At 54.4% G+C, this 23,735-nt stretch carries 17 protein-coding genes; 3 read left to right on the forward strand and 14 right to left on the reverse strand.

The genetic code is table 11. The annotated features are described in order from the left end of the window. Positions 1-364 precede the first annotated feature (364 nt). Positions 365-3,301 carry an autotransporter outer membrane beta-barrel domain-containing protein gene (locus ACOTY9_RS15365; RefSeq protein ID WP_252071038.1) on the forward strand — a complete coding sequence of 979 codons (2,937 nt, stop codon included), beginning with the start codon at positions 365-367 and terminating at the stop codon, positions 3,299-3,301. Positions 3,302-3,348: 47 nt separating this feature from the next. Here the strand turns inward: ACOTY9_RS15365 and ACOTY9_RS15370 are convergent, their stop codons facing one another. From ACOTY9_RS15370 to ribF, 9 genes are all read right to left on the reverse strand, one after another. Further along, complete coding sequence (locus ACOTY9_RS15370) at positions 3,349-3,582, reverse strand: YgdI/YgdR family lipoprotein (protein WP_014882500.1); 234 nt, start codon at positions 3,580-3,582, stop codon at positions 3,349-3,351. A gap of 139 nt (positions 3,583-3,721) precedes the next feature. After that, on the reverse strand, positions 3,722-6,946 hold the full coding sequence (gene carB, locus ACOTY9_RS15375; RefSeq protein ID WP_014882499.1) for a carbamoyl-phosphate synthase large subunit: 3,225 nt from the start codon (positions 6,944-6,946) through the stop codon (positions 3,722-3,724). Between the two features lie 18 nt (positions 6,947-6,964). After that, positions 6,965-8,113, reverse strand: a complete 1,149-nt coding sequence (carA, locus tag ACOTY9_RS15380) for a glutamine-hydrolyzing carbamoyl-phosphate synthase small subunit (RefSeq protein ID WP_248197115.1) — start codon at positions 8,111-8,113, stop codon at positions 6,965-6,967. Positions 8,114-8,567: 454 nt separating this feature from the next. Next, entirely contained in the window at positions 8,568-9,389 is an 822-nt protein-coding gene (gene dapB / locus ACOTY9_RS15385; protein WP_058690239.1) for a 4-hydroxy-tetrahydrodipicolinate reductase, read from the reverse strand. 205 nt (positions 9,390-9,594) lie between these two features. After that, positions 9,595-10,545: a 4-hydroxy-3-methylbut-2-enyl diphosphate reductase gene (ispH, locus tag ACOTY9_RS15390; RefSeq protein WP_014882496.1), complete on the reverse strand. Its 951-nt coding sequence runs from the start codon at positions 10,543-10,545 to the stop codon at positions 9,595-9,597. A gap of 1 nt (position 10,546) precedes the next feature. Then, positions 10,547-10,996 carry an FKBP-type peptidyl-prolyl cis-trans isomerase gene (gene fkpB, locus ACOTY9_RS15395; protein ID WP_003856450.1) on the reverse strand — a complete coding sequence of 150 codons (450 nt, stop codon included), beginning with the start codon at positions 10,994-10,996 and terminating at the stop codon, positions 10,547-10,549. Positions 10,997-11,113: 117 nt separating this feature from the next. Next, on the reverse strand, positions 11,114-11,614 hold the full coding sequence (lspA, locus tag ACOTY9_RS15400; protein WP_348565784.1) for a signal peptidase II: 501 nt from the start codon (positions 11,612-11,614) through the stop codon (positions 11,114-11,116). Next, positions 11,614-14,430, reverse strand: coding sequence for an isoleucine--tRNA ligase (gene ileS / locus ACOTY9_RS15405; protein WP_045135532.1), 2,817 nt, complete (start codon positions 14,428-14,430; stop codon positions 11,614-11,616). Before ileS ends, lspA begins: the two co-directional genes overlap by 1 nt. Positions 14,431-14,475: 45 nt before the next feature. Beyond that, entirely contained in the window at positions 14,476-15,402 is a 927-nt protein-coding gene (ribF, locus tag ACOTY9_RS15410) for a bifunctional riboflavin kinase/FAD synthetase (RefSeq protein WP_014882494.1), read from the reverse strand. Between the two features lie 327 nt (positions 15,403-15,729). Here ribF and rpsT point away from each other — a divergent pair, with 327 nt between their 5' ends. Then, positions 15,730-15,993 (forward strand): 30S ribosomal protein S20, encoded by a 264-nt coding sequence (gene rpsT / locus ACOTY9_RS15415; RefSeq protein WP_003856458.1) that lies wholly within the window; start codon positions 15,730-15,732, stop codon positions 15,991-15,993. A gap of 57 nt (positions 15,994-16,050) precedes the next feature. Here the strand turns inward: rpsT and nhaR are convergent, their stop codons facing one another. From nhaR to dnaK, 4 genes are all read right to left on the reverse strand, one after another. Then, a complete protein-coding gene (gene nhaR, locus ACOTY9_RS15420) occupies positions 16,051-16,950 on the reverse strand; it encodes a transcriptional activator NhaR (protein ID WP_014882493.1) in 900 nt (299 codons plus the stop codon). 57 nt (positions 16,951-17,007) lie between these two features. Further along, on the reverse strand, positions 17,008-18,183 hold the full coding sequence (gene nhaA / locus ACOTY9_RS15425; protein WP_023332057.1) for a Na+/H+ antiporter NhaA: 1,176 nt from the start codon (positions 18,181-18,183) through the stop codon (positions 17,008-17,010). A gap of 173 nt (positions 18,184-18,356) precedes the next feature. Next, entirely contained in the window at positions 18,357-19,502 is a 1,146-nt protein-coding gene (gene dnaJ, locus ACOTY9_RS15430; RefSeq protein WP_014830600.1) for a molecular chaperone DnaJ, read from the reverse strand. A gap of 87 nt (positions 19,503-19,589) precedes the next feature. Next, on the reverse strand, positions 19,590-21,503 hold the full coding sequence (gene dnaK, locus ACOTY9_RS15435) for a molecular chaperone DnaK (protein WP_014882491.1): 1,914 nt from the start codon (positions 21,501-21,503) through the stop codon (positions 19,590-19,592). Positions 21,504-21,799: 296 nt separating this feature from the next. Between dnaK and satP the strand changes: the two genes are divergently transcribed. Continuing rightward, complete coding sequence (gene satP / locus ACOTY9_RS15440) at positions 21,800-22,366, forward strand: acetate uptake transporter (RefSeq protein WP_023336745.1); 567 nt, start codon at positions 21,800-21,802, stop codon at positions 22,364-22,366. Here satP and ACOTY9_RS15445 read toward each other — a convergent pair. Continuing rightward, positions 22,343-23,665 carry an MFS transporter gene (locus ACOTY9_RS15445; protein ID WP_348565785.1) on the reverse strand — a complete coding sequence of 441 codons (1,323 nt, stop codon included), beginning with the start codon at positions 23,663-23,665 and terminating at the stop codon, positions 22,343-22,345. The genes satP and ACOTY9_RS15445 overlap by 24 nt on opposite strands. Between the last annotated feature and the right edge of the window lie 70 nt (positions 23,666-23,735).

A 23,735-nucleotide genomic window follows, 5' to 3' on the forward strand; every position in this document is an offset into this window, starting at 1 on the left:
CTTCTTCTCTTCTTGTAGCAGTGAGTGTAGACAGTTAACCCGCCCGGTGAAAGGGTCAACAGGCCGCGTAAAGGTAAAACGCAACTATTGGCAACCCTCCTTCCTGGCGGGTATAGCAGACCTCAAACCAACAAAAATAACTGTTATCAGATGATATTTGAAATGAATAATTAAGCGCTAAAGCATATTAGCAAGTGATCAATTAAGAAAATATAAAATTATTCTTTAGCAAAATGATCTATACATAACACATTGAAAAATTAATAATTTTACGCTTTTTATCGTTGAATCATTCTTTTAAGTAGCCCAGAAGCGCTATTTTAAGTCATTAATTAGCGCCACTTCTTTTCAAATGGACGTGTAAATGCGCAACAAAATATTCAAATTAAACAAGACCACAAAAACTCTGGGAAATATATTTCCTGCTTTACTTATATTCACACCGGTAGTGGCCTTCGCTGGAACTATTAGCCAGTCAACCTCAGTACCCCAGGATTTTTCCGCTGATGCAGAATACGTGATAAATAAAGATGTCACCATTTCCTCCGCAGGAAGCGAGAGTGCCGTATCGGTCACAGGCATCAATGTCACATCCACGACCAACAAAGGTAATATTTCCGGAAAAGGGAATGGATTAGATATTAATACCGGGGCTCAGCGAGTCATTATTCATAATGAAAGCGGTGCAACCATTTCCTCTACAACAGCCAATGCCGTAAATGTTCAGTCAATGCTTGGCGATCTAAACAATGATGGAAACATCACAGGCACAGAGAATGGCGTGTTCGTCAGTGAAAGCTCTTCAGCCGTCAATATCGCTAACACTGACACAGGCATAATCAGAGGAAACACAGGCCTGAGTTCTCAGATTGGTGTGGGAATAAATAATAGCGGAAAAATAACGGGTACAAACGGCGATGGTATCAGCCTGAGCGATGGTAATACCAAAATTATTAATACCGGCACCTTAGAGGGAACGCAGTACGGTATCAACGTCACGGACACGTCGAAAGCGGACATCACAAACAGTGGCGCGATTAGTGGCGATACGACAGCTATTATGTTTGCCAGCACGAAAAATAATACGCTGGTACTGAACACAGGATCGTCACTCAAAGGAGATGTCATCTCCACCGCGTCAAAAGGCAACACGCTTTCACTGGTTGGTACGGGCACAGAAGACAGCAATTTCATCGGACTGAAGGAAGGGGATGGCTTTGCGTCAGTAAAAATGGATGGTGAAAAGTGGACGCTGTCAGGCAATATAGACATTATCGGCGCAGATGACTCTTTACAGGTCAACAGCGGTGATTTAGTCCTGTCAGGTGCCGTCGCGAATGCCGGTAATACCCTCGTTGCAAAAGATGCCTCTCTCCAGCTTGGTGATGGCAAGAACACCGCCACGCTGAGCGGTGGCCTGACCAACAACGGCACCGTTATTTTTAATCAGGGCAGTTCCTCCACATTCACCACCGGCATTACCGGCAGCGGTAATGTCGAAAAAGCAGATTCAAACACCCTGACGCTCTCCGGCAATAATAGCTACACGGGAAATACCGTTCTGCATAACGGTACGACGCTGATCGCCAGTGGTGCAACGCTCGGCGTGAAAGGCAGTAACGCCACCGTCACCGTTGAAAATGGTGCGACGTTTGCTACGGCAGGTGAAGTGAATAACAACATTGATATCCTGACCGGCGGTACGCTGGCGGCATGGAATGCGATTCAGGGTAACACGACCCTGAGCGTTTCAGGTATCGATACGGTCAACGGCAACGTTACCAACGGTGGCACGCTGCTACTCGGCGCGGCCAATAACAGTGTTGGCAACAATTTCATAATAAACGGCGACTACACGGGTTCTTCTGGTAGCCAGATCGTAATGAACAGCAGCCTCGGCGAAGATAACGCACCAACCGACCACCTCACCATTACGGGCAGCAGCTTCGGTCAGTCTGATGTCAGCGTTAAGAATATAGGCGGTCTGGGCGCTCAAACGGTAAATGGTATGGAAGTTGTGAGCGTCGGTGGCAGTTCTGAAGCCCAACTGACGCTGGCAGCACCGGTTGTTGCCGGGGCGTATGAATACAATCTGTATCAGCACGGCGACGGCAACTGGTATCTGGAATCGAAGGCGACGCCATCAGATGAGCCGGCAGACGATAATGATGACGGCGGAAACACCGACGGTGACAATACCGATAACGGTGGTAATACCGATAACGGCGACAATACCGACAACGGTGGCAATACCGACAACGGTGGCAATACCGATACCGATGGCAACACGGATAACGGCGGTAATAGCGATAACGGTGGCAACACGGATAACGGCGGTAATAGCGATAACGGTGGCAACTCAGCCCCTGAAGTTATGGCCCCTGAAGTTGGCGCTTACTTAGGCAACTACCTTGCTGCCCAAGGTATGTTCCTGCACAAGCGTGACGATCGCGATCAAATCACCTTCCGCAATGAAGACGATCTGAACACCTGGATGTACGTTAAGGGGCGTTATCACGAGAACGACGCGGGCGGCGATAAAGTCAGCTACGACACCACCACGACCGTTCTGCAAGTCGGCAGCGATTTCATGAGCAAGCCAATGGACAATGGGATCCTGCGTGCCGGTGGCATGTTCGGTGCTGGCCAGGCGAAGACGCATTCGGATGCGAAGCACAACGTGCGTGATGCTCAAGGCAAGGTGGATGGTTTCAATGTTGGGGTGTATGCCACCTGGCAGGAAGATCAGACATTACGTCTGGGCAGCTACATTGATACCTGGGCCGCTTATAGCTGGTACAACAATAAAGTGACCAGCAACCGCAATGATGAAGACTACGACAGCGAAGGCTTCGCTGCGTCTGTCGAAGTCGGCCACGCGTGGGTTATCCCGTCAGAAAACGCGCGTACCTGGAAGATCGAGCCGCAGGCGCAGGTGATCTACAGCTATCTCGATCAGGAAAATCATACCGATCGCGACGGCGTACGCGTAACGACCCTGGACAACGACAGCATCTTTGGTCGTCTGGGCGTTAAGTCCAGCTACTTCGAGCAGAAGGACGTGAAAGCCTGGCAACCGTACGTTGCGGTGAACTGGCTGAAAGGGGCGGGCCAAAACGATCTGGCGTTTAATGATGAAACCGTGAGCAACGATACGCCGGAAGATCGTGGTCAGTTAGAACTGGGCGTCACCGGCAACCTGAACGAAACCACGACGCTTTCGCTGCGCGCCAGCGGCGAATGGGGTGAGAACAGCTATGCTGCCTATGGCGGCCATATCCTGCTGAACCACCGCTGGTAATCGTCCAGCAAAAGCGAAAAGCCGTGGCATTTGCCACGGCTTTTTTTTTAGTTATCCAGCTCGCCCATGGATTTCACCTGGTCACGGTTAATCTGCTCTGTTTGACCGGTTTCGGCGTTCTTGTACGACACCAGTCCGGTGTCATCATCTACCTGCGGTTTCCCGTCAGTCACGATGGTTTTGCCATCGGTGGTTTTGACTGCCTGGTTAGACGAACAGCCTGCTACGGTAAACAGTGCAGTGGCAGCCAGAACGGAAGCGATCAGTAATTTATTTTGCATGGTGTTTTCCCCTGCTCTCAGATGAATTTCGTTATCGACCTAACCATTTTAGGCTAACTGACTGAAAGCGGATGGAAAACCAGAAGGTTCTGAAGAGGGGAAGAATGCCCGGCAACCGAATGGCACCGGGCATTTTGTCTTACTTGTTAATCTGCGCGTGCATTTCCTGCACTGAAATCACCTTCTCGGTGGCATCCGCGTTCAGCGCCATAGCCGTTGCGAAACCGCCGTTCAGGGTAGTGTCGTAGTGAACTTTGTACTGCAGCGCGCTGCGGCGAATCAGCTTGGAGTCTTCAATCGCCTGACGGCCTGCGGTGGTGTTGATGATGTAGGTGTATTCGCCATTCTTGATACGGTCCTGAATGTGCGGACGACCTTCATGCACCTTGTTCACCAGGCGCGGGTTGATACCGGCTTCACCCAGCACAATCGCCGTACCGTGAGTTGCATCCAGCTCGAAGCCCTGTTTCAGCAGCTTGGCCGCCAGGTCAACCACACGCTCTTTATCGCCTTCGCGAACGGAGAGCAGCGCACGGCCTGATTTTCTCATGGTGGAGCTACTGCCGAGCTGCGCTTTCGCGAACGCTTCAGCGAAGGTGCGGCCCACGCCCATCACTTCCCCGGTAGAGCGCATTTCTGGCCCTAATAGCGGGTCAACGCCCGGGAATTTGTTGAACGGCAGCACCACTTCTTTCACCGAGTAGTACGGCGGAATGATCTCTTTGGTCACGCCCTGCTGTGCCAGCGTCTGGCCTGCCATCACGCGCGCCGCCACTTTCGCCAGCGGAATACCGGTGGCTTTGGAGACGAACGGGACGGTACGTGCCGCACGCGGGTTCACTTCAATCAGGTAGACTTCGTTGTCTTTCACCGCGAACTGGACGTTCATCAGACCGCGAACCTGCAGTTCAAAGGCCAGCTTCTGCACCTGCTGACGCATCACATCCTGAATTTCCTGGCTCAGGGTGTAGGCTGGCAGAGAACAGGCTGAGTCACCGGAGTGCACGCCCGCCTGCTCGATATGCTCCATGATGCCGCCAATCAGCACCATTTCGCCGTCGCAGATGGCGTCAACGTCCACCTCTACCGCGTCGTCGAGGAAGCGGTCGAGCAGCACTGGCGCATCGTTAGAAACGCTCACCGCCGTCTGGAAGTAGCGACGCAGGTCAGCTTCGTCATACACGATTTCCATCGCGCGGCCGCCCAGGACGTAAGAAGGACGCACCACCAGCGGATAGCCAATCTCTTTCGCCTTCTCAACGGCCATCTCAATGGCGGTGACGGTGGCGTTGGCTGGCTGTTTCAGCTTCAGACGGTCAACCGCCTGCTGGAAACGCTCGCGGTCTTCCGCACGGTCAATGGCATCCGGGCTGGTACCGATAACCGGTACGCCTGCGGCTTCCAGCGCACGTGCCAGCTTCAGCGGAGTCTGGCCACCGTACTGCACGATAACGCCTTTTGGCTTCTCAATGCGCACGATTTCCAGCACGTCTTCCAGAGTAACCGGCTCGAAGTAGAGGCGGTCGGAGGTGTCGTAGTCGGTTGAGACCGTTTCCGGGTTACAGTTGACCATGATGGTCTCGTAACCGTCTTCGCGCAGCGCCAGCGAGGCGTGTACGCAGCAGTAGTCAAACTCAATGCCCTGGCCGATACGGTTTGGACCGCCGCCCAGCACCATAATCTTGTCGCGGTCGACGGACGGGTTCGCTTCACACTCGTCTTCATAGGTGGAGTACATGTACGCGGTATCGGTGGAGAACTCCGCCGCACAGGTATCCACGCGCTTGTAAACCGGGTGCAGGTCATACTGGTCACGCAGCTTGCGAATTTCCGCTTCACGTACGCCCGCCAGTTTAGCCAGACGCGCATCGGCGAAACCTTTACGCTTCAGCATACGCAGGAAGTCTGCGTCCAGGCCATTGATGCCCAGCTCTGCCACTTTCTCTTCCAGACGCACCAGCTCTTCAATCTGCACCAGGAACCAGCGGTCAATGTTGGTCAGGTTGAATACGCCGTCGACGGAGAGGCCAGCACGGAAGGCATCGGCGATGTACCAGATACGCTCTGCACCCGCATCTTTCAGTTCGCGGCGAATTTTGGTCAGTGCTTCCGGGTCGTCCAGGCTGACTTTAGGGTCAAAGCCGGTTGCACCCACTTCCAGACCGCGCAACGCTTTCTGCAGGGATTCCTGCTGCGTGCGGCCAATCGCCATCACTTCACCGACAGATTTCATCTGGGTGGTCAGGCGGTCGTTCGCACCGGCAAATTTCTCGAAGTTGAAGCGTGGAATTTTGGTCACAACGTAGTCGATGGACGGTTCGAAGGAGGCTGGCGTGCGGCCACCGGTGATATCGTTCATCAGCTCATCGAGGGTGTAACCCACCGCCAGTTTCGCCGCCACTTTTGCAATCGGGAAGCCGGTCGCTTTGGAGGCCAGCGCGGAGGAACGGGACACGCGCGGGTTCATTTCGATAACAATAAGACGCCCCGTTTTCGGGTTCACCGAGAACTGCACGTTTGAGCCGCCGGTTTCCACGCCGATTTCACGCAGCACCGCCATCGAGGCGTTACGCATGATTTGGTACTCTTTGTCGGTCAGCGTCTGGGCTGGCGCAACAGTGATGGAGTCGCCGGTGTGGATACCCATCGCATCGAAGTTTTCGATGGAGCAGACGATGATGCAGTTGTCGTTTTTATCACGCACCACTTCCATCTCGTACTCTTTCCAGCCAATCAGCGATTCATCAATCAGCAGCTCTTTGGTTGGCGAGAGATCCAGACCGCGTTCGCAAATCTCTTCGAACTCTTCGCGGTTGTAGGCGATACCGCCGCCGGTCCCCCCCATGGTGAAGGATGGACGGATGATGCACGGATAGCCCACTTCAGCCGCAACGGCCAGCGCCTCTTCCATATTGTGCGCGATACCGGAACGCGCGGTGTCGAGGCCGATTTTCTTCATCGCCACGTCGAAGCGACGACGGTCTTCTGCTTTATCAATCGCATCGGCGGTCGCGCCAATCATGGTCACGCCGAACTCGGCCAGCACGCCCTGACGCTCCAGCTCGAGCGCACAGTTTAGCGCCGTCTGGCCACCCATGGTTGGCAGCACAGCATCCGGACGCTCTTTCTCAATGATTTTGCGTACCACTTCCCAGTGAATCGGCTCGATGTAGGTTGCATCCGCCATTTCCGGGTCGGTCATGATGGTCGCCGGGTTGGAGTTGACCAGGATAACGCGGTAACCCTCTTCACGCAGGGCTTTACATGCCTGCGCACCGGAGTAGTCAAATTCACAGGCCTGGCCGATAACAATCGGGCCAGCGCCAAGGATCAGGATGCTTTTTATGTCTGTACGTTTTGGCATGGTCTTCTCGGCTCCTGATTATTTAGCGGTCTTACGGTATTGCTCGATAAGTTCGATGAAGTGATCGAACAGCGGCGCGGCGTCGTGCGGGCCCGGGCTGGCTTCCGGGTGGCCCTGGAAGCTGAACGCTGGCTTATCGGTACGATGAATCCCTTGCAGGGTGCCATCGAACAGTGATTTATGCGTCACGCGCAGGTTAGCCGGCATTGACGCTTCATCGACGGCAAAACCGTGGTTCTGCGCGGTGATCATCACCGTGTTGTTATCAATATCTTTCACCGGGTGGTTACCACCGTGGTGGCCGAACTTCATCTTGATGGTGTTCGCACCGCTCGCCAGCGCCAGTAGCTGATGGCCGAGGCAGATGCCGAATACCGGGATGTCGGTTTCCAGGAAGGACTTGATGGCGTCGATAGCGTAGTCGCACGGTGCCGGGTCGCCAGGACCGTTAGAAAGGAAGATGCCATCCGGGTTCATCTTCAGTACGTCTTCGGCAGAGGTTTTCGCCGGAACCACCGTCAGACGGCAGCCGCGGTCAACCAGCATGCGAAGGATGTTGCGCTTGGCGCCGAAATCATAGGCCACCACGTGGAACGGCATCTCGCTCTCTTTTTTCGCTTCCGGCAGGTCGCCTTCCAGCGTCCAGCTACCCTGCGTCCAGCTATAGGCTTCAGCGGTAGTCACTTCTTTCGCCAGGTCCATGCCGTTCAGACCCGGGAAGGCTTTCGCTTTTTCCAGCGCCAGCGTGGCATCGAGGTTATCACCCGCGATGATGCAGCCGTTCTGTGCACCCTTCTCGCGCAGCAGACGCGTTAACTTACGGGTATCGATATCAGCAATCGCCACGATGTTATGGCGCTTCAGGTAAGACGAGAGATCTTCAGTGCTGCGGAAGTTGCTGGCAATCAGCGGCAGGTCGCGGATGACCAGGCCTTGCGCATGTACCTGAGAAGATTCTTCGTCAGCCGCATTGGTGCCGACATTGCCGATATGAGGATAAGTAAGAGTAACGATTTGGCGAGAATAGGAAGGATCAGTGAGGATTTCTTGATAACCGGTCATTGAAGTATTGAAAACGACTTCCCCAACCGCCGAACCCGTTGCCCCTATGGCCCGACCGATAAACTGGGTTCCGTCTTCCAGAACCAATAGCGCTGACTTAATCAAAACACCCTCCAGAGAATATTCACTCACTTTATTTGCATATTAATTCATAACCATGTCATGAATCAATGCAAATGTGTTGCCAGCGGATTTTTGGCAAACGGCGGCATTCTGGAGATTGGGAGGCTAAAAGTCAACTTAAAACGGATATTTTGTTTATCCTTTTGCAAGCCTGGCGAGAGTAAAGCCACTTAAGCGACAAAAAGATCAGGTAAATCACTGTAGAAAACGCTTGCGTGCAAGGTTTAATGAAAAATTATTCGGCGAGGCAGTAAAAAGTGGACCAAATGGTCAAAATTTACATTTCAGTAACGAAAACAAGAGATAAAAACGCTTGTTTTTAAGCTTTAGAGCAAAAATTAAAGAAAATGAGGCAAAATAAAAGGGCAATAAAATATTGCCCTATGCAATCAATATATTACGACTGCAATAACCACATCACGATGGGTAATAATGCTTACAGATTGTTGAGATCAAGCACATCTCGCATATCAAAAAGGCCGCTCTTCTTGCCTTTCAGCCACAAAGCGGAACGCACTGCACCATTGGCAAACGTCATTCGGCTGGAAGCTTTATGCGTAATTTCGACGCGTTCGCCAATATCGGCGAACATCGCCGTATGTTCGCCGACTATGTCACCCGCACGGACGGTAGCAAAACCAATCGTGCCCGGTACGCGTTCGCCGGTATGACCTTCGCGGGTATAGACCGCGCAGTCTTTTAAATCTTTATCAAGTGCATGAGCAATCGCTTCGCCCATCGCCAGCGCCGTGCCTGACGGCGCATCAACTTTGTAGCGGTGGTGCGCTTCAACAATCTCAATGTCGGTGTAGTTGCCCATCACCTTCGCCGCCTTCTCCAGTAGCTTCAGCATGACGTTAACGCCCACGCTAAAGTTTGCCGCGAAGACAATCGCAATTTCTTTCGATGCATCCTGGATGGCCTGCTTACCTGCGTCGTCAAAACCGGTGGTGCCGATCACCATCCCCTTACCGTGCTGACGGCAAAACGCCAGATGCGTCAGCGTCCCTTCCGGGCGGGTAAAATCGATAAATACATCGAAGTCATCCTTAACCGCCTCCAGGCTGCTTTGTACGGTGACGCCGGTCTTTCCTGCGCCCGCCAGTTCACCTGCATCGGCTCCCAACAGTGATGACCCTTCACGCTCCAGCGCCGCGCCCAGTGCCACGCCATCCATCTGAAGTGCCGCCTGAATCAGCTGACGGCCCATACGTCCACCCGCGCCCGCAATGGCGACACGGATCTGTGCATCATGCATAGTTATTCTCTTACGTTAAAATGATGTAAATCGTTTTCAGATTAACCAGCCTTCGCAAAGGCTGCCAACTGAAAACACCGATAATTAGAATTTAACGTGAAACAGACTTAAATATCAGTAAAAGACATGATTTTGTCGTCACGATAAAGTACGGGGCAAAAAAAAGGCCAGCACATGAGATGCTGGCCTTTCATCAGATAAGGGGTTATTCCACTTCGCGAGCATCGATACGCAGTTCTTTCGGGACCTCGAAAACAATGTTCTCTTCGCGTCCTTCCAGAGGAACCGCTTCACCGCCGCCGAGTTCCTGCAGGCGGACAATGACGTTCTGCACCAGAATATCCGGCGCGGAAGCCCCGGCCGTTACACCGACGCAGGCCGCATTTTTCACCCACGCTTCCTGAATATCCGTCGCGTCGTCGATCAGAAATGCCGCTTTACCCATACGCTGTGCCAGTTCGGCCAGACGGTTAGAGTTAGAGGAGTTTTTCGAGCCGACCACCAGCACCACATCCGCCTGTTCAGCCAGCGCGCGCACCGCTTCCTGACGGTTGGTGGTGGCGTAGCAGATATCGTCTTTACGCGGCCCGACGATCTTCGGGAAGCGCTGGCGCAGTGCGTCAATCACGTCAGAGGTATCGTCGACGGAGAGCGTCGTCTGGGTCATAAACGACAGACGGGCTTCGTTTTTGACGTTCAGCGTCAGGACATCTTCAGGCGACTCCACCAGGTACATGCCCCCTTCCGGGTTACTGTACTGGCCCATCGTGCCTTCGACTTCCGGGTGACCCGCGTGGCCAATCAGAATCGACTCTTCACCACGACGGCTGGCGCGCGCCACTTCCATATGCACTTTCGTCACCAGCGGACAGGTGGCATCAAAGACCGTCAGATCGCGGCTTTTCGCTTCGTTACGGACGGCCTGAGAGACGCCGTGCGCGGAGAAGATCAGGATCGCGCCGTCCGGCACTTCGCTAATCTGCTCGATGAAAATGGCACCACGCTCGCGCAGGCTGTCGACCACGTAGCGGTTGTGCACCACTTCGTGACGCACATAAATCGGCGCGCCGTAAATTTCCAGCGCGTTTTCAACAATGCTGATAGCGCGGTCTACACCGGCGCAGAAGCCGCGCGGGTTAGCCAACAGGATCTGCATTTCAGGCCTCCAGTGCTGGGTCAATCTCCAGCACTTCAACATCAAAATGAACGGTACGCCCGGCAAGCGGATGGTTGAAATCAACGGTAATGGAGTCACCGTTGATTTCGCGGATCACGCCAGGCATTTCGCTGCCGTCCATAGCGGTAAAGAGCATAATCGCCCCAATTTCCGGCTCACCCGCGTCCATAAATTCGCGACGCGAGAAGTACTGGATCAGATCCGGGCTTGGCACACCAAACGCAGCATCTGGCTCCAGCGAAAAGGCTTTTTTCTCGCCCTCTTTCAGGCCAAGAAGCTGCTGCTCAAGACCTTCAGACAGGGAGGTATCGCCAAGACGGAACAGGGCCGGTTTGCCGTTATTGCGGGTGGATTCAGCCGTGGAGCCATCATCCAGCTTCAGCGTGAAGTGGACGAGAACCGCGCTGTTGCTCTGTACGGATTTAGACATGCAAATTGCTCGCTTGTTTTGGGTCACCTGTTGCCCGGTGGCGCTACGCTTACCGGGCCTACGGGAGGCCACAAATTCTGTAGGCCGGGTAAGCGTAGCGCCACCCGGCATTGATGCTTACGCCTGCTCTTTCGCGGCCGGTTTCGGCAAGAAACCTTCCAGCACGATTAACGCCGCACCGATGCAAATTGCGCTATCGGCGAGGTTAAAGGTTGCGAAGTGCCAGTCGCCGACGTAGAAGTCGATCATATCGACCACAAAGCCGTGCCACAGGCGATCGAACAGATTACCCAGCGCGCCGCCAATGATCAGCGCGTAGGCGATGTTATTCAGCTTTTGCGTTGCCTTCGAACGGTACATCAGCACTGCCAGTATGACGCAAATACCTAAAGCGATACCCGCGAAGAACCAGCGCTGCCAGCCACCGCTGTCAGCAAGGAAGCTAAACGCCGCACCGTAGTTACGTGCGTAGTGCAGGTTAAGCGACGGGAACAGCGGGACCGTCTCCCCCAGAGCAAAGTTCTGGAGGATCATGAACTTGCTGCCCAGATCGATAATCAGCACTACCACAACCAGCCACAGCCAGCGCAATCCTGTTGAACAGAGAGTTTTACTCATCAGGCAAACTTACGTTTTTCGCCGTCACCGGCGACATTGCTTACACAGCGTCCGCAGATGTCTGCGTGTTCCGCCACCTGGCCGACATCCGTGGTGTAATGCCAGCAACGCGGGCATTTCTCACCGTCGGCTTTGCTCAGCGCGACTTTCAGTCCTTTGAGCAGCTCGCTCTGCTGAGCATCAGCAGAGGCCTCGGCATAATCCGCAACTTTCGCACCGGAGGTCAACAGGACAAATCGTAATTCATCACCCAGCGCGGTCAGTTTTGCCGCCAGCTCAGGTTCGGCGTACAGGGTGACTGCCGCTTCCAGAGAGCCGCCGACTTTCTTGTCCGCACGCGCCTGTTCGATAACCTTGTTCACTTCGCCACGCACTTTCAGCAGCTCGTCCCAGAAGGCATCGTTCATCGCTTCGGTGCTGGAGAGATCGAACAGACCTTCGTACCACTCGCCCGTGAAGACATATTTCTCACGGTCGCCTGGCAGGTAGCCCCAGATTTCATCTGCGGTGAAGGACATGATCGGCGCCATCCAGCGAACCAGCGCTTCAGCGATGTGGAACAGGGCGGTCTGGCAGCTACGACGCGCCACGCTGTCCGCTTTCGCGGTGTACTGGCGGTCTTTGATGATGTCGAGATAGAACGAGCCCATTTCGATGGAGCAGAAGCGCATCAGGCGCTGCACCACTTCGTGGAAATCATAAGACTCATAGGCTTTCAGGATATCGTCCTGCGCCGCTTTCGCACAGCCTACCGCCCAGCGGTCCAGCACGACCATCTCTTCCGGTTTCACCATGTCCTTCACTGGATCAAAACCGTTCAGGTTCGCCAGCAGGAAGCGCGCGGTGTTACGGATACGACGATAGCTGTCGGCAGCACGCTTCAGGATCTCGTCAGACACCGCCATTTCGCCGGTGTAGTCGGTAGAAGCCACCCAGAGACGCAGGATGTCTGCGCCCAGCTTGTTCATCACATCCTGCGGAGAAACGGTGTTCCCGATGGATTTAGACATCTTACGACCCTGACCATCCACGGTGAAGCCGTGAGTCAGTACCTGGCGATAAGGTGCTTTACCTTTCATGGCGGTGGAGATCATCAGGGATGACATGAACCAGCCGCGGTGTTGGTCAGACCCTTCCAGATACATGTCGGCAGCGTGACCGGCAAACTCTGGACGCACGTCAACCACCGAGGCGTGGGTCGAACCAGAGTCGAACCACACGTCCAGGGTATCTGGCACTTTCTCGTAGTTGTCCGCGTCCGCGCCCAGGATGTCGCGGGCATCGAGATCCCACCACGCCTGAATGCCGTCAACTTCGACGCGCTTCGCCACTTCTTCCATCAGTTCCAGGGTATTCGGGTGCAGTTCCTGCGTCTCTTTATGTACGAACAGAGACATCGGCACGCCCCAGGTACGCTGACGAGAGATACACCAGTCAGGACGGTTAGCGACCATGGATTCGATACGCGCCTGGCCCCAGTCCGGGATCCACTGCACGCCTTTGATCTCTTTCAGAGACTGCTCACGCAGGCCTTTCTGATCCATGCTGACGAACCACTGCGGGGTTGCACGGAAGATGATCGGCGTCTTGTGACGCCAGCAGCATGGATAGCTGTGCTGCATTTTCTCAACGTGCAGCAGCGCGCCGCTGGTGCGCAGCATATCCACGATGATGTCGTTGGCTTTAAAGACGTTGATACCGTCCAGAGCCGGATAAGTACCAGGCAGGTACGAGCCGTCCGGCCCCACCGGGTTAGCGATTTCCAGACCGTACTTCAGGCTGATGTTGTAGTCGTCAGGACCGTGACCACCGGCGGTGTGTACCGCACCGGTACCGGCTTCCAGCGTAACGTGGTCGCCCAGGATGGCTGGAACGTCGAAGCCCAGGAACGGGTGTTTGAAGCGCATCAGTTCCAGCGCGTCGCCTTTCACGGTACCCAGCACGGTGTAGTCGGTGATGTTCGCGCGTTTCAGCACGCTCTCCACCAGATCTTTCGCCAGGATAACCGCGCGACCCTCAATTTGCACCAGCGCGTAGTCAAACTCACCGGACAGGGAGATTGCACGGTTGGCTGGCAGCGTCCACGGCGTGGTGGTCCAGATCACCAGCGAGACCGGGCCGTTAACGGAGGAGACGCCAAATTTGGCTTTCACCGCATCCTGATCGACAGCGTCGAACGCCACGTCGATAGAAGGCGAGGTTTTGTCGTAATACTCTACTTCGGCTTCTGCCAGCGCAGAACGGCAGTCCACGCACCAGTGCACCGGCTTCGCGCCTTTGTGCAGGTGGCCGTTACCGATGATTTTGCCCAGCGCACGGATGATGTTGGCTTCAGTTTTGAAGTCCATAGTCAGGTACGGGTGCGACCAGTCGCCCAATACGCCCAGACGGATAAAGTCCGCACGCTGGCCGTCAACCTGCGTGGCAGCATATTCGCGGCATTTTGCGCGGAACTCAGCGGCGGTGAACTTCTCACCTGGCTTGCCAAACTCTTGCTCCACTTTCAGCTCGATTGGCAGACCGTGGCAGTCCCAGCCCGGAACGTAAGGCGAGTCATATCCCGTGAGGCCTTTGGACTTCACGATAATGTCTTTCAGAATCTTGTTTACAGAGTGACCAATATGAATGCTGCCATTCGCATAGGGAGGGCCATCATGCAGAATGAAGGTTTTTTTGCCTTTTTTGGCTGCACGAATGATGCCGTACAGGTCATCATCGGTCCAACGCGCCAGCATTCCCGGTTCGCGCTTGGCGAGATCGCCGCGCATCGGGAACCCTGTTTCCGGCAAATTCAGGGTTGATTTATAGTCACTCATCAGATTCTCGGTTCCGTATTTATCACGTAGGCATTTAAGCCGGGTTCATAGCCCAAAAAACTCGCGGGCCGTCAATTCATCACGCGCAATCTGCGCTTTTAGTTCATCCAGTGAAGCAAATCGCTGCTCATTGCGTATTTTTTTACGCAGTATTACATCTATATGGCGACCATAAAGGTCCATTACAACGTCCAGCAGGTGCACTTCTAACTGTTGACGTACACCGGCGACAGTGGGACGCGTGCCAATGTTGGCAACGCCGTAAAACGGCTTATCGCCCAGTCCTGCCACTTCCACCGCATAGACCCCTTTAACCGGGGAAACCTGACGACGCAGCGGGATATTCGCCGTCGGGAAACCTATCGTGCGCCCCAGGGCGTCGCCATGCACGACGCGGCCTGAGATGGTAAACGGATGCCCCAGCAGCGTTTCTGCCGTATCCAGTTCATCATTCGCCAGCGCCTGACGCACCGCCGTGCTGCTGACGCGCACGCCGCCTTCACAGAAGGTCATCGCGCTGGTCACGTCAAAACCGTACTCCAGGCCCGCCTTCTGTAATAGCAAGAAATCGCCCTGCCGACCAGCGCCAAAGCGGAAATCATCCCCCACGGCGAGAAACTGTACGCCAAGACGCTTAACCAGCAGGTCGCTGACGAAATTTTGTGCTGTCAGTGCGGCAAAGCGACGATCGAAACGCACGCACAGCACGTAGTCCACGCCGGACTCTGCCAGGTAGCGCAGCTTCTCACGCAGGCGAGTGAGACGGGCGGGCGATTTATCCCCCGCAAACAGCTCCAGCGGTTGCGGTTCAAAAATCATCACCACCACGGGCAGGCCACGGGCCTCCCCCTCTTTACGCAATCCCTGCAACAGCGCCTGATGACCACGATGCACGCCGTCGAAATTACCAATAGTCAGCACGCACCCGTGTGGTGCGCTGCTGAGATTATGTATGCCGCGTATCAGCTTCATGTCTGGCTCAAAACAGTGAAAATCGCCAAAGTATACCTTGTACCGCGGTTAAGGTTAACCGGCGATTGTTCGCGCAAAACAGAAAGCCGTAATGATTTCATCAGGCTGACCTTTCACAGCGAAAAAATCTGCTCGTGAACTGCGATTTTTATGCCGAAAGGCTGTATTCACGCAAGACAAGCTGGTAGAATCCTGCGCCATCACTACGTAACGTAGCGTCGCTTTTTAACGGCGCTTATTTGCACAAATCCATTGACAAAAGAAGGCAAAGAGGGCATATTCCTCGGCCTTTGAATTGTCCACATAGATCATATTTGGGAGTTGGACTTGGCTAATATCAAATCAGCTAAGAAACGTGCCGTTCAGTCTGAAAAGGCTCGTAAGCACAACGCAAGCCGTCGCTCTATGATGCGTACTTTCATCAAGAAAGTATACGCAGCAATCGAAGCTGGCGACAAAGCTGCAGCGCAGAACGCATTTAACGAAATGCAACCAATCGTGGATCGTCAGGCTGCTAAAGGTCTGATCCACAAAAACAAAGCAGCGCGTCATAAAGCAAACCTGACCGCGCAGATCAACAAACTGGCTTAATCGCTACTTGTTGTTGCTTGTTTAAAGAACCCGCTTAACGCGGGTTTTTTTATGTCTTCAGATTGCCGGTGGCGTAAACAGCGCCGAGTAGTCACGGTTGCAGATTCGCTGCACCGCCGGGTGCTGAATCATTCTTTCGGCAAATATGGCGTGATACTCCTCCATCACGTTATCCACTCTGCCAATCTCCGTAATCTTGTTGTCTGAATAGAGATCGAGCACGTACAGCGTTGGCGCAACGAAGATGGCATTGTGCGCTTCGCCAAAGGCTTTCATCAGTGCCGCATCGTCGAATTCACCGAGGATCTCCACCTTCAGCCCCTGCGAGTTAAACCAGTTCAACAGCTTACGCCCGAGCATTGACCGCCTTCCCGGCACCAATAAGCGACGCTCTTCCAGACAGGCCGGGAAGGGTTTTTCCGGCGGTGGATTAATGCACCAGAAGCTGACACCGCATTCGCCAATCTTCACTGAGAACAGCCCTTCCTGCTGCGTGGAGTCGATGGGGCAGTCCGAGATAATCATATCCAGCTTATGCTGGCTCAGCTGTTCCAGCAGCATCTCGTGGGTGGATTCAAAGCAGCGCAGATGGATTTGTTCATCTTCCACCACCGCGGCATCCAGCACGCCGCTCACCAGCCGTTTGGACAGCGCATCCGCCACGCCGACGTCAAAGAGCAGGTTAGACTCTTTGCGATAGTTGACGATATCCAGCATCTCCTGGCTCAGGGTGAACATCTTGTCCGCATAGCGAAAGACCAGTTCCCCAAGTTCGCTTGGCTCAATCCCGCGGCCTTTACGCTTGAACAGCTTGCCCTGCAGGCGCTCTTCCAGCGCCTTGATTTGGCCGGTAATGGTCTGCGGCGTGAGATAGAGCGCCTCAGCCGCCCCCACCACCGAGCCCTGCTTGTAGACGTGCCAGAAGTAGTAAAGATGGTTGTAATTCAAATGAGACATAGCGTCTTCACTCCCTGAGTATGTAACGGGAGAAGGCTCATCTTCTCCCGGTTTCCGTTATGCCTGGACAGCCTGTCCGGGCAATTTCACCTTCAACAAGGTATAACCGATTACCGCGGCCAGTAATGACCCGATAAGAATGCCGAGCTTCGCCCAGACGATGAGTTCAGGGGCATTTGCGCCAAACGCCAGCGTCGAGATAAAGATCGACATGGTAAATCCAATACCACACAGCACGCCGACAGCCATAATCTGACCAAAGGTGGTGCCGTTCGGCAGCGATGCCAGCTTCATCTTCAGCGCCAGCCAGCAGAACAGGCTGATCCCCAGCGGTTTACCAATAAACAGCCCGGCAATAATGCCCAGCGGAAGGACAGACGTCAGCCCATCCAGCGTCACGCCCTGCAGGGAAACACCGGCGTTAGCAAAGGCAAACAGTGGCAGGATCATAAAGGCGACCCACGGGTGCAGGACGTGCTCAAGCTGTTTAGCAGGGGATTTACCCTCCTGCGGTTTTAGCGGCACAAAGAAACCAACAATCACCCCGGCCAGCGTGGCATGCACGCCGGATTTCAATACCGCTGTCCAGAGTACCATCCCCACGAGGATGTAAATGCCGATGCGGCGGACATTGAAAATGTTCAGCAGCGCCAGGACCGCAATTGCGCCTGCCGCCACGCTCAGCGACAGAATCGACAGATCGCTGGTATAAAACAGCGCGATAATCACGATCGCGCCCAGATCATCAATGATCGCCAGCGCCATCAGGAAGATTTTCAACGCCATCGGCACGCGGCTGCCGAGCAAGGCTAAGACACCGAGCGCAAACGCGATATCCGTTGCCGCCGGGATAGCCCACCCGTCACGCGCAACAGGATCCTGCCAGGTAAACGCAAGGAACAGCAGTGCCGGAACGACCATCCCGCCGATAGCGGCGATCACCGGAAAGGCGGCGCGCTGACGGCTGGCGAGGGAGCCCAACACCAGCTCCCGTTTGACCTCAAGTCCCACCAGCAGGAAGAACACCGCCATTAGCGCATCGTTGATCCACAGCAGCATGTTCTTGTTAATTTCCAGCGCCCCGACCTTCAGCTCAACGGGTGTTTCCAAAAATGCGTGATAGAGATCGCGCGTCATGCCCAGGTTCGCCAGCACCATTGCGGCTGCCGCGGCAATAATCAGGATCACACCACCGGACGCCTCACTGCTAAAGAAACGGTGTAGTAATTTCATTTAAGTTCTCTCTTTTACAAAAGATACCTCGATAAAACCATAATACCAAGCCAAATAGCTCGGCAAAAACAGATTAATATTGAGTGTAGACTCAGTTTTACCGATCTATCCCCCAAAATAAAAAAGCCCGGAATCGCTTCCGGGCTTTATATCGTGGAAAACCGGCTAACAGATTAGCGGGTCAAATCGTCGAAGAATTTTTTGACGCCATCAAAGAAGCTTTTGGAGCGCGGGCTGTTTTTCTCGCCCGTTGGGCCGCCAAAGCTCTCCTGCAGCTCTTTCAGTAGCTGTTTCTGCTTGTCGTTCAGCCCCACTGGGGTTTCTACAACCACACGGCACAGCAGGTCGCCCTGAGCACCGCCGCGAACGGACTTCACGCCTTTACCACGCATGCGGAACAGCTTACCGGTCTGGGTTTCGCCCGGGATCTTCAGATTGACGCGACCATCCAGGGTAGGCACTTCAATTTCACCACCGAGCGCCGCCATGGCGAAGTTGATCGGCACTTCACAGTACAGGTTGTTACCTTCACGCTCGAAGATGGCATGCTGCTTCACCTGGACCTGAACGTACAGATCGCCTGCCGGTGCGCCGTGCTCACCGGCTTCACCTTCACCTGCCAGACGGATGCGGTCGCCCGTATCCACGCCTGCCGGGATTTTGACGGACAGGGTCTTGGTTTTCTCAACGCGACCATGACCGTGGCATTTAGTGCACGGATCTTTAATCAGCGTACCGCGGCCATGACAGTGAGGACAGGCCTGCTGTACTGCGAAGAAGCCCTGACGCATCTGCACCTGGCCGGAACCGTGACAGGTTGGACAGGTCTGCGGCTGGGTACCCGCTTTCGCGCCGCTGCCGTGGCACACGTCACACTCTTCAAGCGTCGGGATACGGATCTCTTTGGTGACACCGCGAACGGCCTCTTCCAGCGTCAGCTCCATGTTGTAGCGCAGGTCTGCGCCGCGCGCTGCGCGCTGACGACCACGACCGCCGCCAAAGATATCGCCGAACACGTCGCCGAAGATGTCGCTGAAATCAGCACCGCCGCCAAAGCCGCCGCCACCGAATCCGCCGCCGCCCATGCCGCCCTGTTCAAAGGCTGCGTGGCCGTACTGGTCATAGGCCGCACGTTTTTGTGCATCGGTCAGGACTTCGTAGGCTTCTTTGATCTCTTTAAATTTTGCTTCAGCCTCTTTATCCCCCTGGTTGCGGTCCGGGTGGAATTTCATGGCCAGGCGCTTATACGCCTTTTTGATTTCACGCTCTTCCGCAGTTTTCGGAACGCCTAAAATCTCGTAATAGTCTTGCTTTGCCATTGGTTTTTTTAAGCCCCTTAACATGCGAGCACGGGCGTGGAGAGTTCTCCTACGCCCGTGCCGATTAATTACCCTGCATCAGGGCGATTATTTTTTGTCTTTAACTTCTTCGAACTCAGCGTCGACAACGTCGTCGTCTTTCGCGTTGTTCGCGGAAGCGTCAGCGCCCGCTTGCTGCTGCGCGTGCTGCTGCTGAGCAATTTCCATCAGCTTCTGGGAAGCCTGTGCCAGCTCCTGCATCTTCGCTTCGATATCCGCTTTGTCTTCGCCTTTCAGAGACGTTTCCAACGCGGTCAGTGCAGCTTCGATAGCCGTTTTATCTTCCGCTGGCAGTTTGTCGCCCGCTTCTTCAACCTGCTTACGGGTGCTGTGCAGCAGATGGTCACCCTGGTTACGGGTCTGAACCAGCTCTTCGAACTTACGGTCAGATTCCGCGTTCGCTTCTGCTTCACGAACCATTTTCTGGATCTCTTCTTCGTTCAGACCGGAAGAAGCCTTAATGGTGATCTTCTGCTCTTTACCGCTGTTTTTGTCTTTCGCGGAAACGTGCAGGATACCGTCAGCATCGATATCGAAGGTCACTTCGATCTGCGGCATGCCGCGTGGTGCCGGGTTGATACCATCCAGGTTGAACTGACCCAGAGATTTGTTATCAGACGCACGTTTACGCTCACCCTGCAGCACATGGATGGTTACCGCAGACTGGTTGTCTTCAGCGGTAGAGAACACCTGGCTGTGCTTGGTCGGGATAGTGGTGTTTTTAGTGATCAGCGCAGTCATCACGCCGCCCATGGTTTCGATACCCAGAGACAGCGGGGTAACGTCCAGCAGCAGAACGTCTTTTACTTCACCGGTCAATACACCACCCTGAACGGCAGCACCGATAGCAACGGCTTCGTCCGGGTTAACATCTTTACGTGGCTCTTTACCGAAGAACTCAGCCACTTTCTTCTGGACCATTGGCATACGGGTCTGACCACCAACGAGGATAACGTCATTGATATCAGACACGGACAGGCCAGCATCCTGCAGAGCAACTTTCAGTGGCTCGATAGAACGGTTCACCAGGTCTTCGACCAGGCTTTCCAGTTTTGCACGGGTCACTTTGATGTTCATGTGTTTAGGACCGGTCGCATCTGCAGTAATGTACGGCAGGTTAACGTCGGTCTGCTGAGCGGAAGACAGTTCGATCTTCGCTTTCTCAGCGGCTTCTTTCAGGCGCTGCATGGCCAGCGGGTCGTTACGCAGGTCGATGCCCTGATCTTTCTTGAACTCGTCTACGAGGTAGTTGATCAGACGGGTATCGAAGTCTTCACCACCCAGGTGGGTATCACCGTTGGTTGCCAGAACTTCGAAGGTTTTTTCGCCGTCAACTTCGTCGATTTCGATAATAGAGATATCGAAGGTACCACCACCCAGGTCGTAAACCGCGATAGTGCGGTTGCCCACTTCTTTATCCAGACCGTAAGCCAGAGCCGCTGCGGTAGGTTCGTTGATGATACGTTTTACTTCCAGACCTGCGATACGGCCAGCATCTTTGGTAGCCTGACGCTGAGCATCGTTAAAGTAGGCAGGTACGGTGATAACGGCTTCAGTTACTGGCTCACCCAGGTAATCTTCAGCAGTCTTCTTCATTTTTTTCAGCACTTCAGCAGAGATCTGCGGTGGTGCAGTTTTGGTGCCTTTCACATCAAGCCATGCATCGCCGTTATCTGCTGCGATGATTTTGTAAGGCATGATAGAAACGTCACGCTGAACTTCTTCGTCCTGGAAGCGGCGGCCGATCAGGCGTTTAATCGCAAACAGGGTATTTTGCGGGTTTGTCACTGCCTGACGTTTAGCCGGCTGACCAACCAGAGTTTCACCATCCTGGGTATAAGCAATGATAGAAGGCGTGGTGCGATCGCCCTCGGCGTTCTCCAGCACGCGTGCAGTAGTGCCGTCCATAATCGCTACACAAGAGTTGGTCGTACCCAGGTCGATACCAATAATTTTACCCATCTAAACGTCTCCACTAAAAATTCAGTCAACATGTGGTTGTGTACCTGTAATAAGGGCAGAACGTGCTTTTTCAACTGCCCAGATTTGATTTTTTTCAGGTCCACACACTGCGGTTGACTACAAGATGGGGTCGCTACGGCATCCATCAAGGGGCAAGCGTAAAAAAATTTTTAATTTCACCCTGATGAGATCATAGACGGCATCGATTGCGCCCATTATGATGCCGCGCCCCGTCAGGGAGTAATGACGCGGGTTTAACCATTTCACCATATTAATGATGATTTTTTTGAGGACTTATGGGCAACACTAAGTTGGCTAATCCGGCTCCGCTGGGCCTGATGGGTTTTGGCATGACCACTATCCTGCTGAACCTGCACAACATCGGGATGTTCCCGATGGATGGCATTATCCTGGCGATGGGCATTTTTTACGGCGGCATCGCACAAATCTTCGCGGGTCTGCTGGAATATAAGAAAGGCAACACCTTCGGCTTAACCGCCTTCACCTCTTACGGCTCGTTCTGGCTGACGCTGGTCGCTATCCTGCTGATGCCTAAAATGGGTCTGGCAGACGCAGCGAATGCCCACTTCCTGGGCGTGTATCTGGGTCTGTGGGGCGTCTTCACCCTGTTCATGTTCTTCGGCACGCTGAAAGGGAACCGCGCGCTGCAGTTCGTCTTCCTGAGCCTGACCGTACTGTTCGCCCTGCTGTCCATCGGCCACCTGGTGGATAACGAAGGCATCGTACACGTTGCAGGCTGGATTGGCCTGGTATGCGGCGCAAGCGCTATCTACCTGGCCATGGGTGAAGTGCTGAACGAGCAGTTCGGCCGCACTATTCTACCGATTGGTGAAAAACACTGATTCGTCTGTCGTGCCCGCCTCGCGGGCACGATTTTCCCCTGACTGCCGAAGCCAAATCCCCAATACCAGCCCCATTAACGATAACGCCAGCACGTACCAGGCCGGCGCCAGGGGAGACACGCCCATTAATACCGTCACCGCAATCGGCGTCAGTCCGCCAAAGATGGCATACGAGACGTTGTAAGAAAATGAGATGCCGGTGAAGCGCACCTCAGGCGGGAACGCACGTACCATCACATACGGTACCGCCCCGACAACGCCTACGCACAGGCCTACCACACCGTACAGCAGGAACAGCTGTTCAGGGTGGCTGCCTGCCAAATGGTAAAACGCCCAGCTTGATGCGGCCAGTAACAGGCTGCCGACGATAAAGGTCACGCTGGCACCGAAGCGATCGGCAGCCAGCCCGGCGGCCAGACAGCCAAAGCAAAGCATAATGGTCGCGATACTGTTCGCCTGTAACGTTACTGCCGGGGCAAACCCGTACTGCTTTTGCAGCCAGACCGGCGACATCAAAATCACCACTACGATGCCCGCCGAGAGAAGCCAGGTGAGCAGCATCGACACCACGACCGCTTTTTTATGGCGCACCACCACGGCCTTGACCGGCAACTCCTGAGCCAGCGCTTTGCGCTGCTGCATCTCAAGGAAAATCGGCGTCTCCTGCAACCAGCGACGCAGGTACATCGCCACCAGGCCAAACGCTCCGCCCAGCAGGAACGGTAAGCGCCAGCCCCAGTCGTGCACAGCCTGCTGCGTCATGCTGGTGTTTACAATGGTCGCAACGACGGAACCAAGCAAAATCCCCACCGTTAACCCCGCGGTTAAGGTGCCGCAGGCGATACCAATGCGGCGCGCCGGAACATGTTCCGCAACAAACACCCACGCCCCCGGTACCTCACCACCGATCGCCGCCCCCTGAAGAATACGCATCAGTAGCAGCAATAACGGGGCAACAATACCCATTGAGGCATAGGTTGGCAGCAGGCCAATCGCCAGCGTCGGCACGGCCATCAGCAGGATACTCAGGGTAAACATTTTCTTGCGCCCGACCAGATCGCCAAAGTGCGCCATCACAATGCCGCCCAGCGGACGTGCCAGATATCCGGCAGCAAAAATGCCGAAGGTTTGCACCTGTCGCAGCCATTCCGGGATATCCGCCGGGAAGAACAACTCCCCTACCACAGCGGCGAAGAAAACAAAGATGATGAAGTCGTAAAACTCCAGCGCGCCGCCCAGAGCGGCGAGCGTGAGGGTTTTGTAATCCTGTCGATTCAGAGGTCGGGTGTTATGTGACATAGCGAACCATTGTGCATGTATTGTGGATTATTTTTTACAGCAATCGTAAAGAAAAAATTACTATATCGTA

This window comes from Enterobacter cloacae complex sp. SHL012, assembly GCF_049237505.1.
GTDB lineage: Bacteria > Pseudomonadota > Gammaproteobacteria > Enterobacterales > Enterobacteriaceae > Enterobacter > Enterobacter kobei.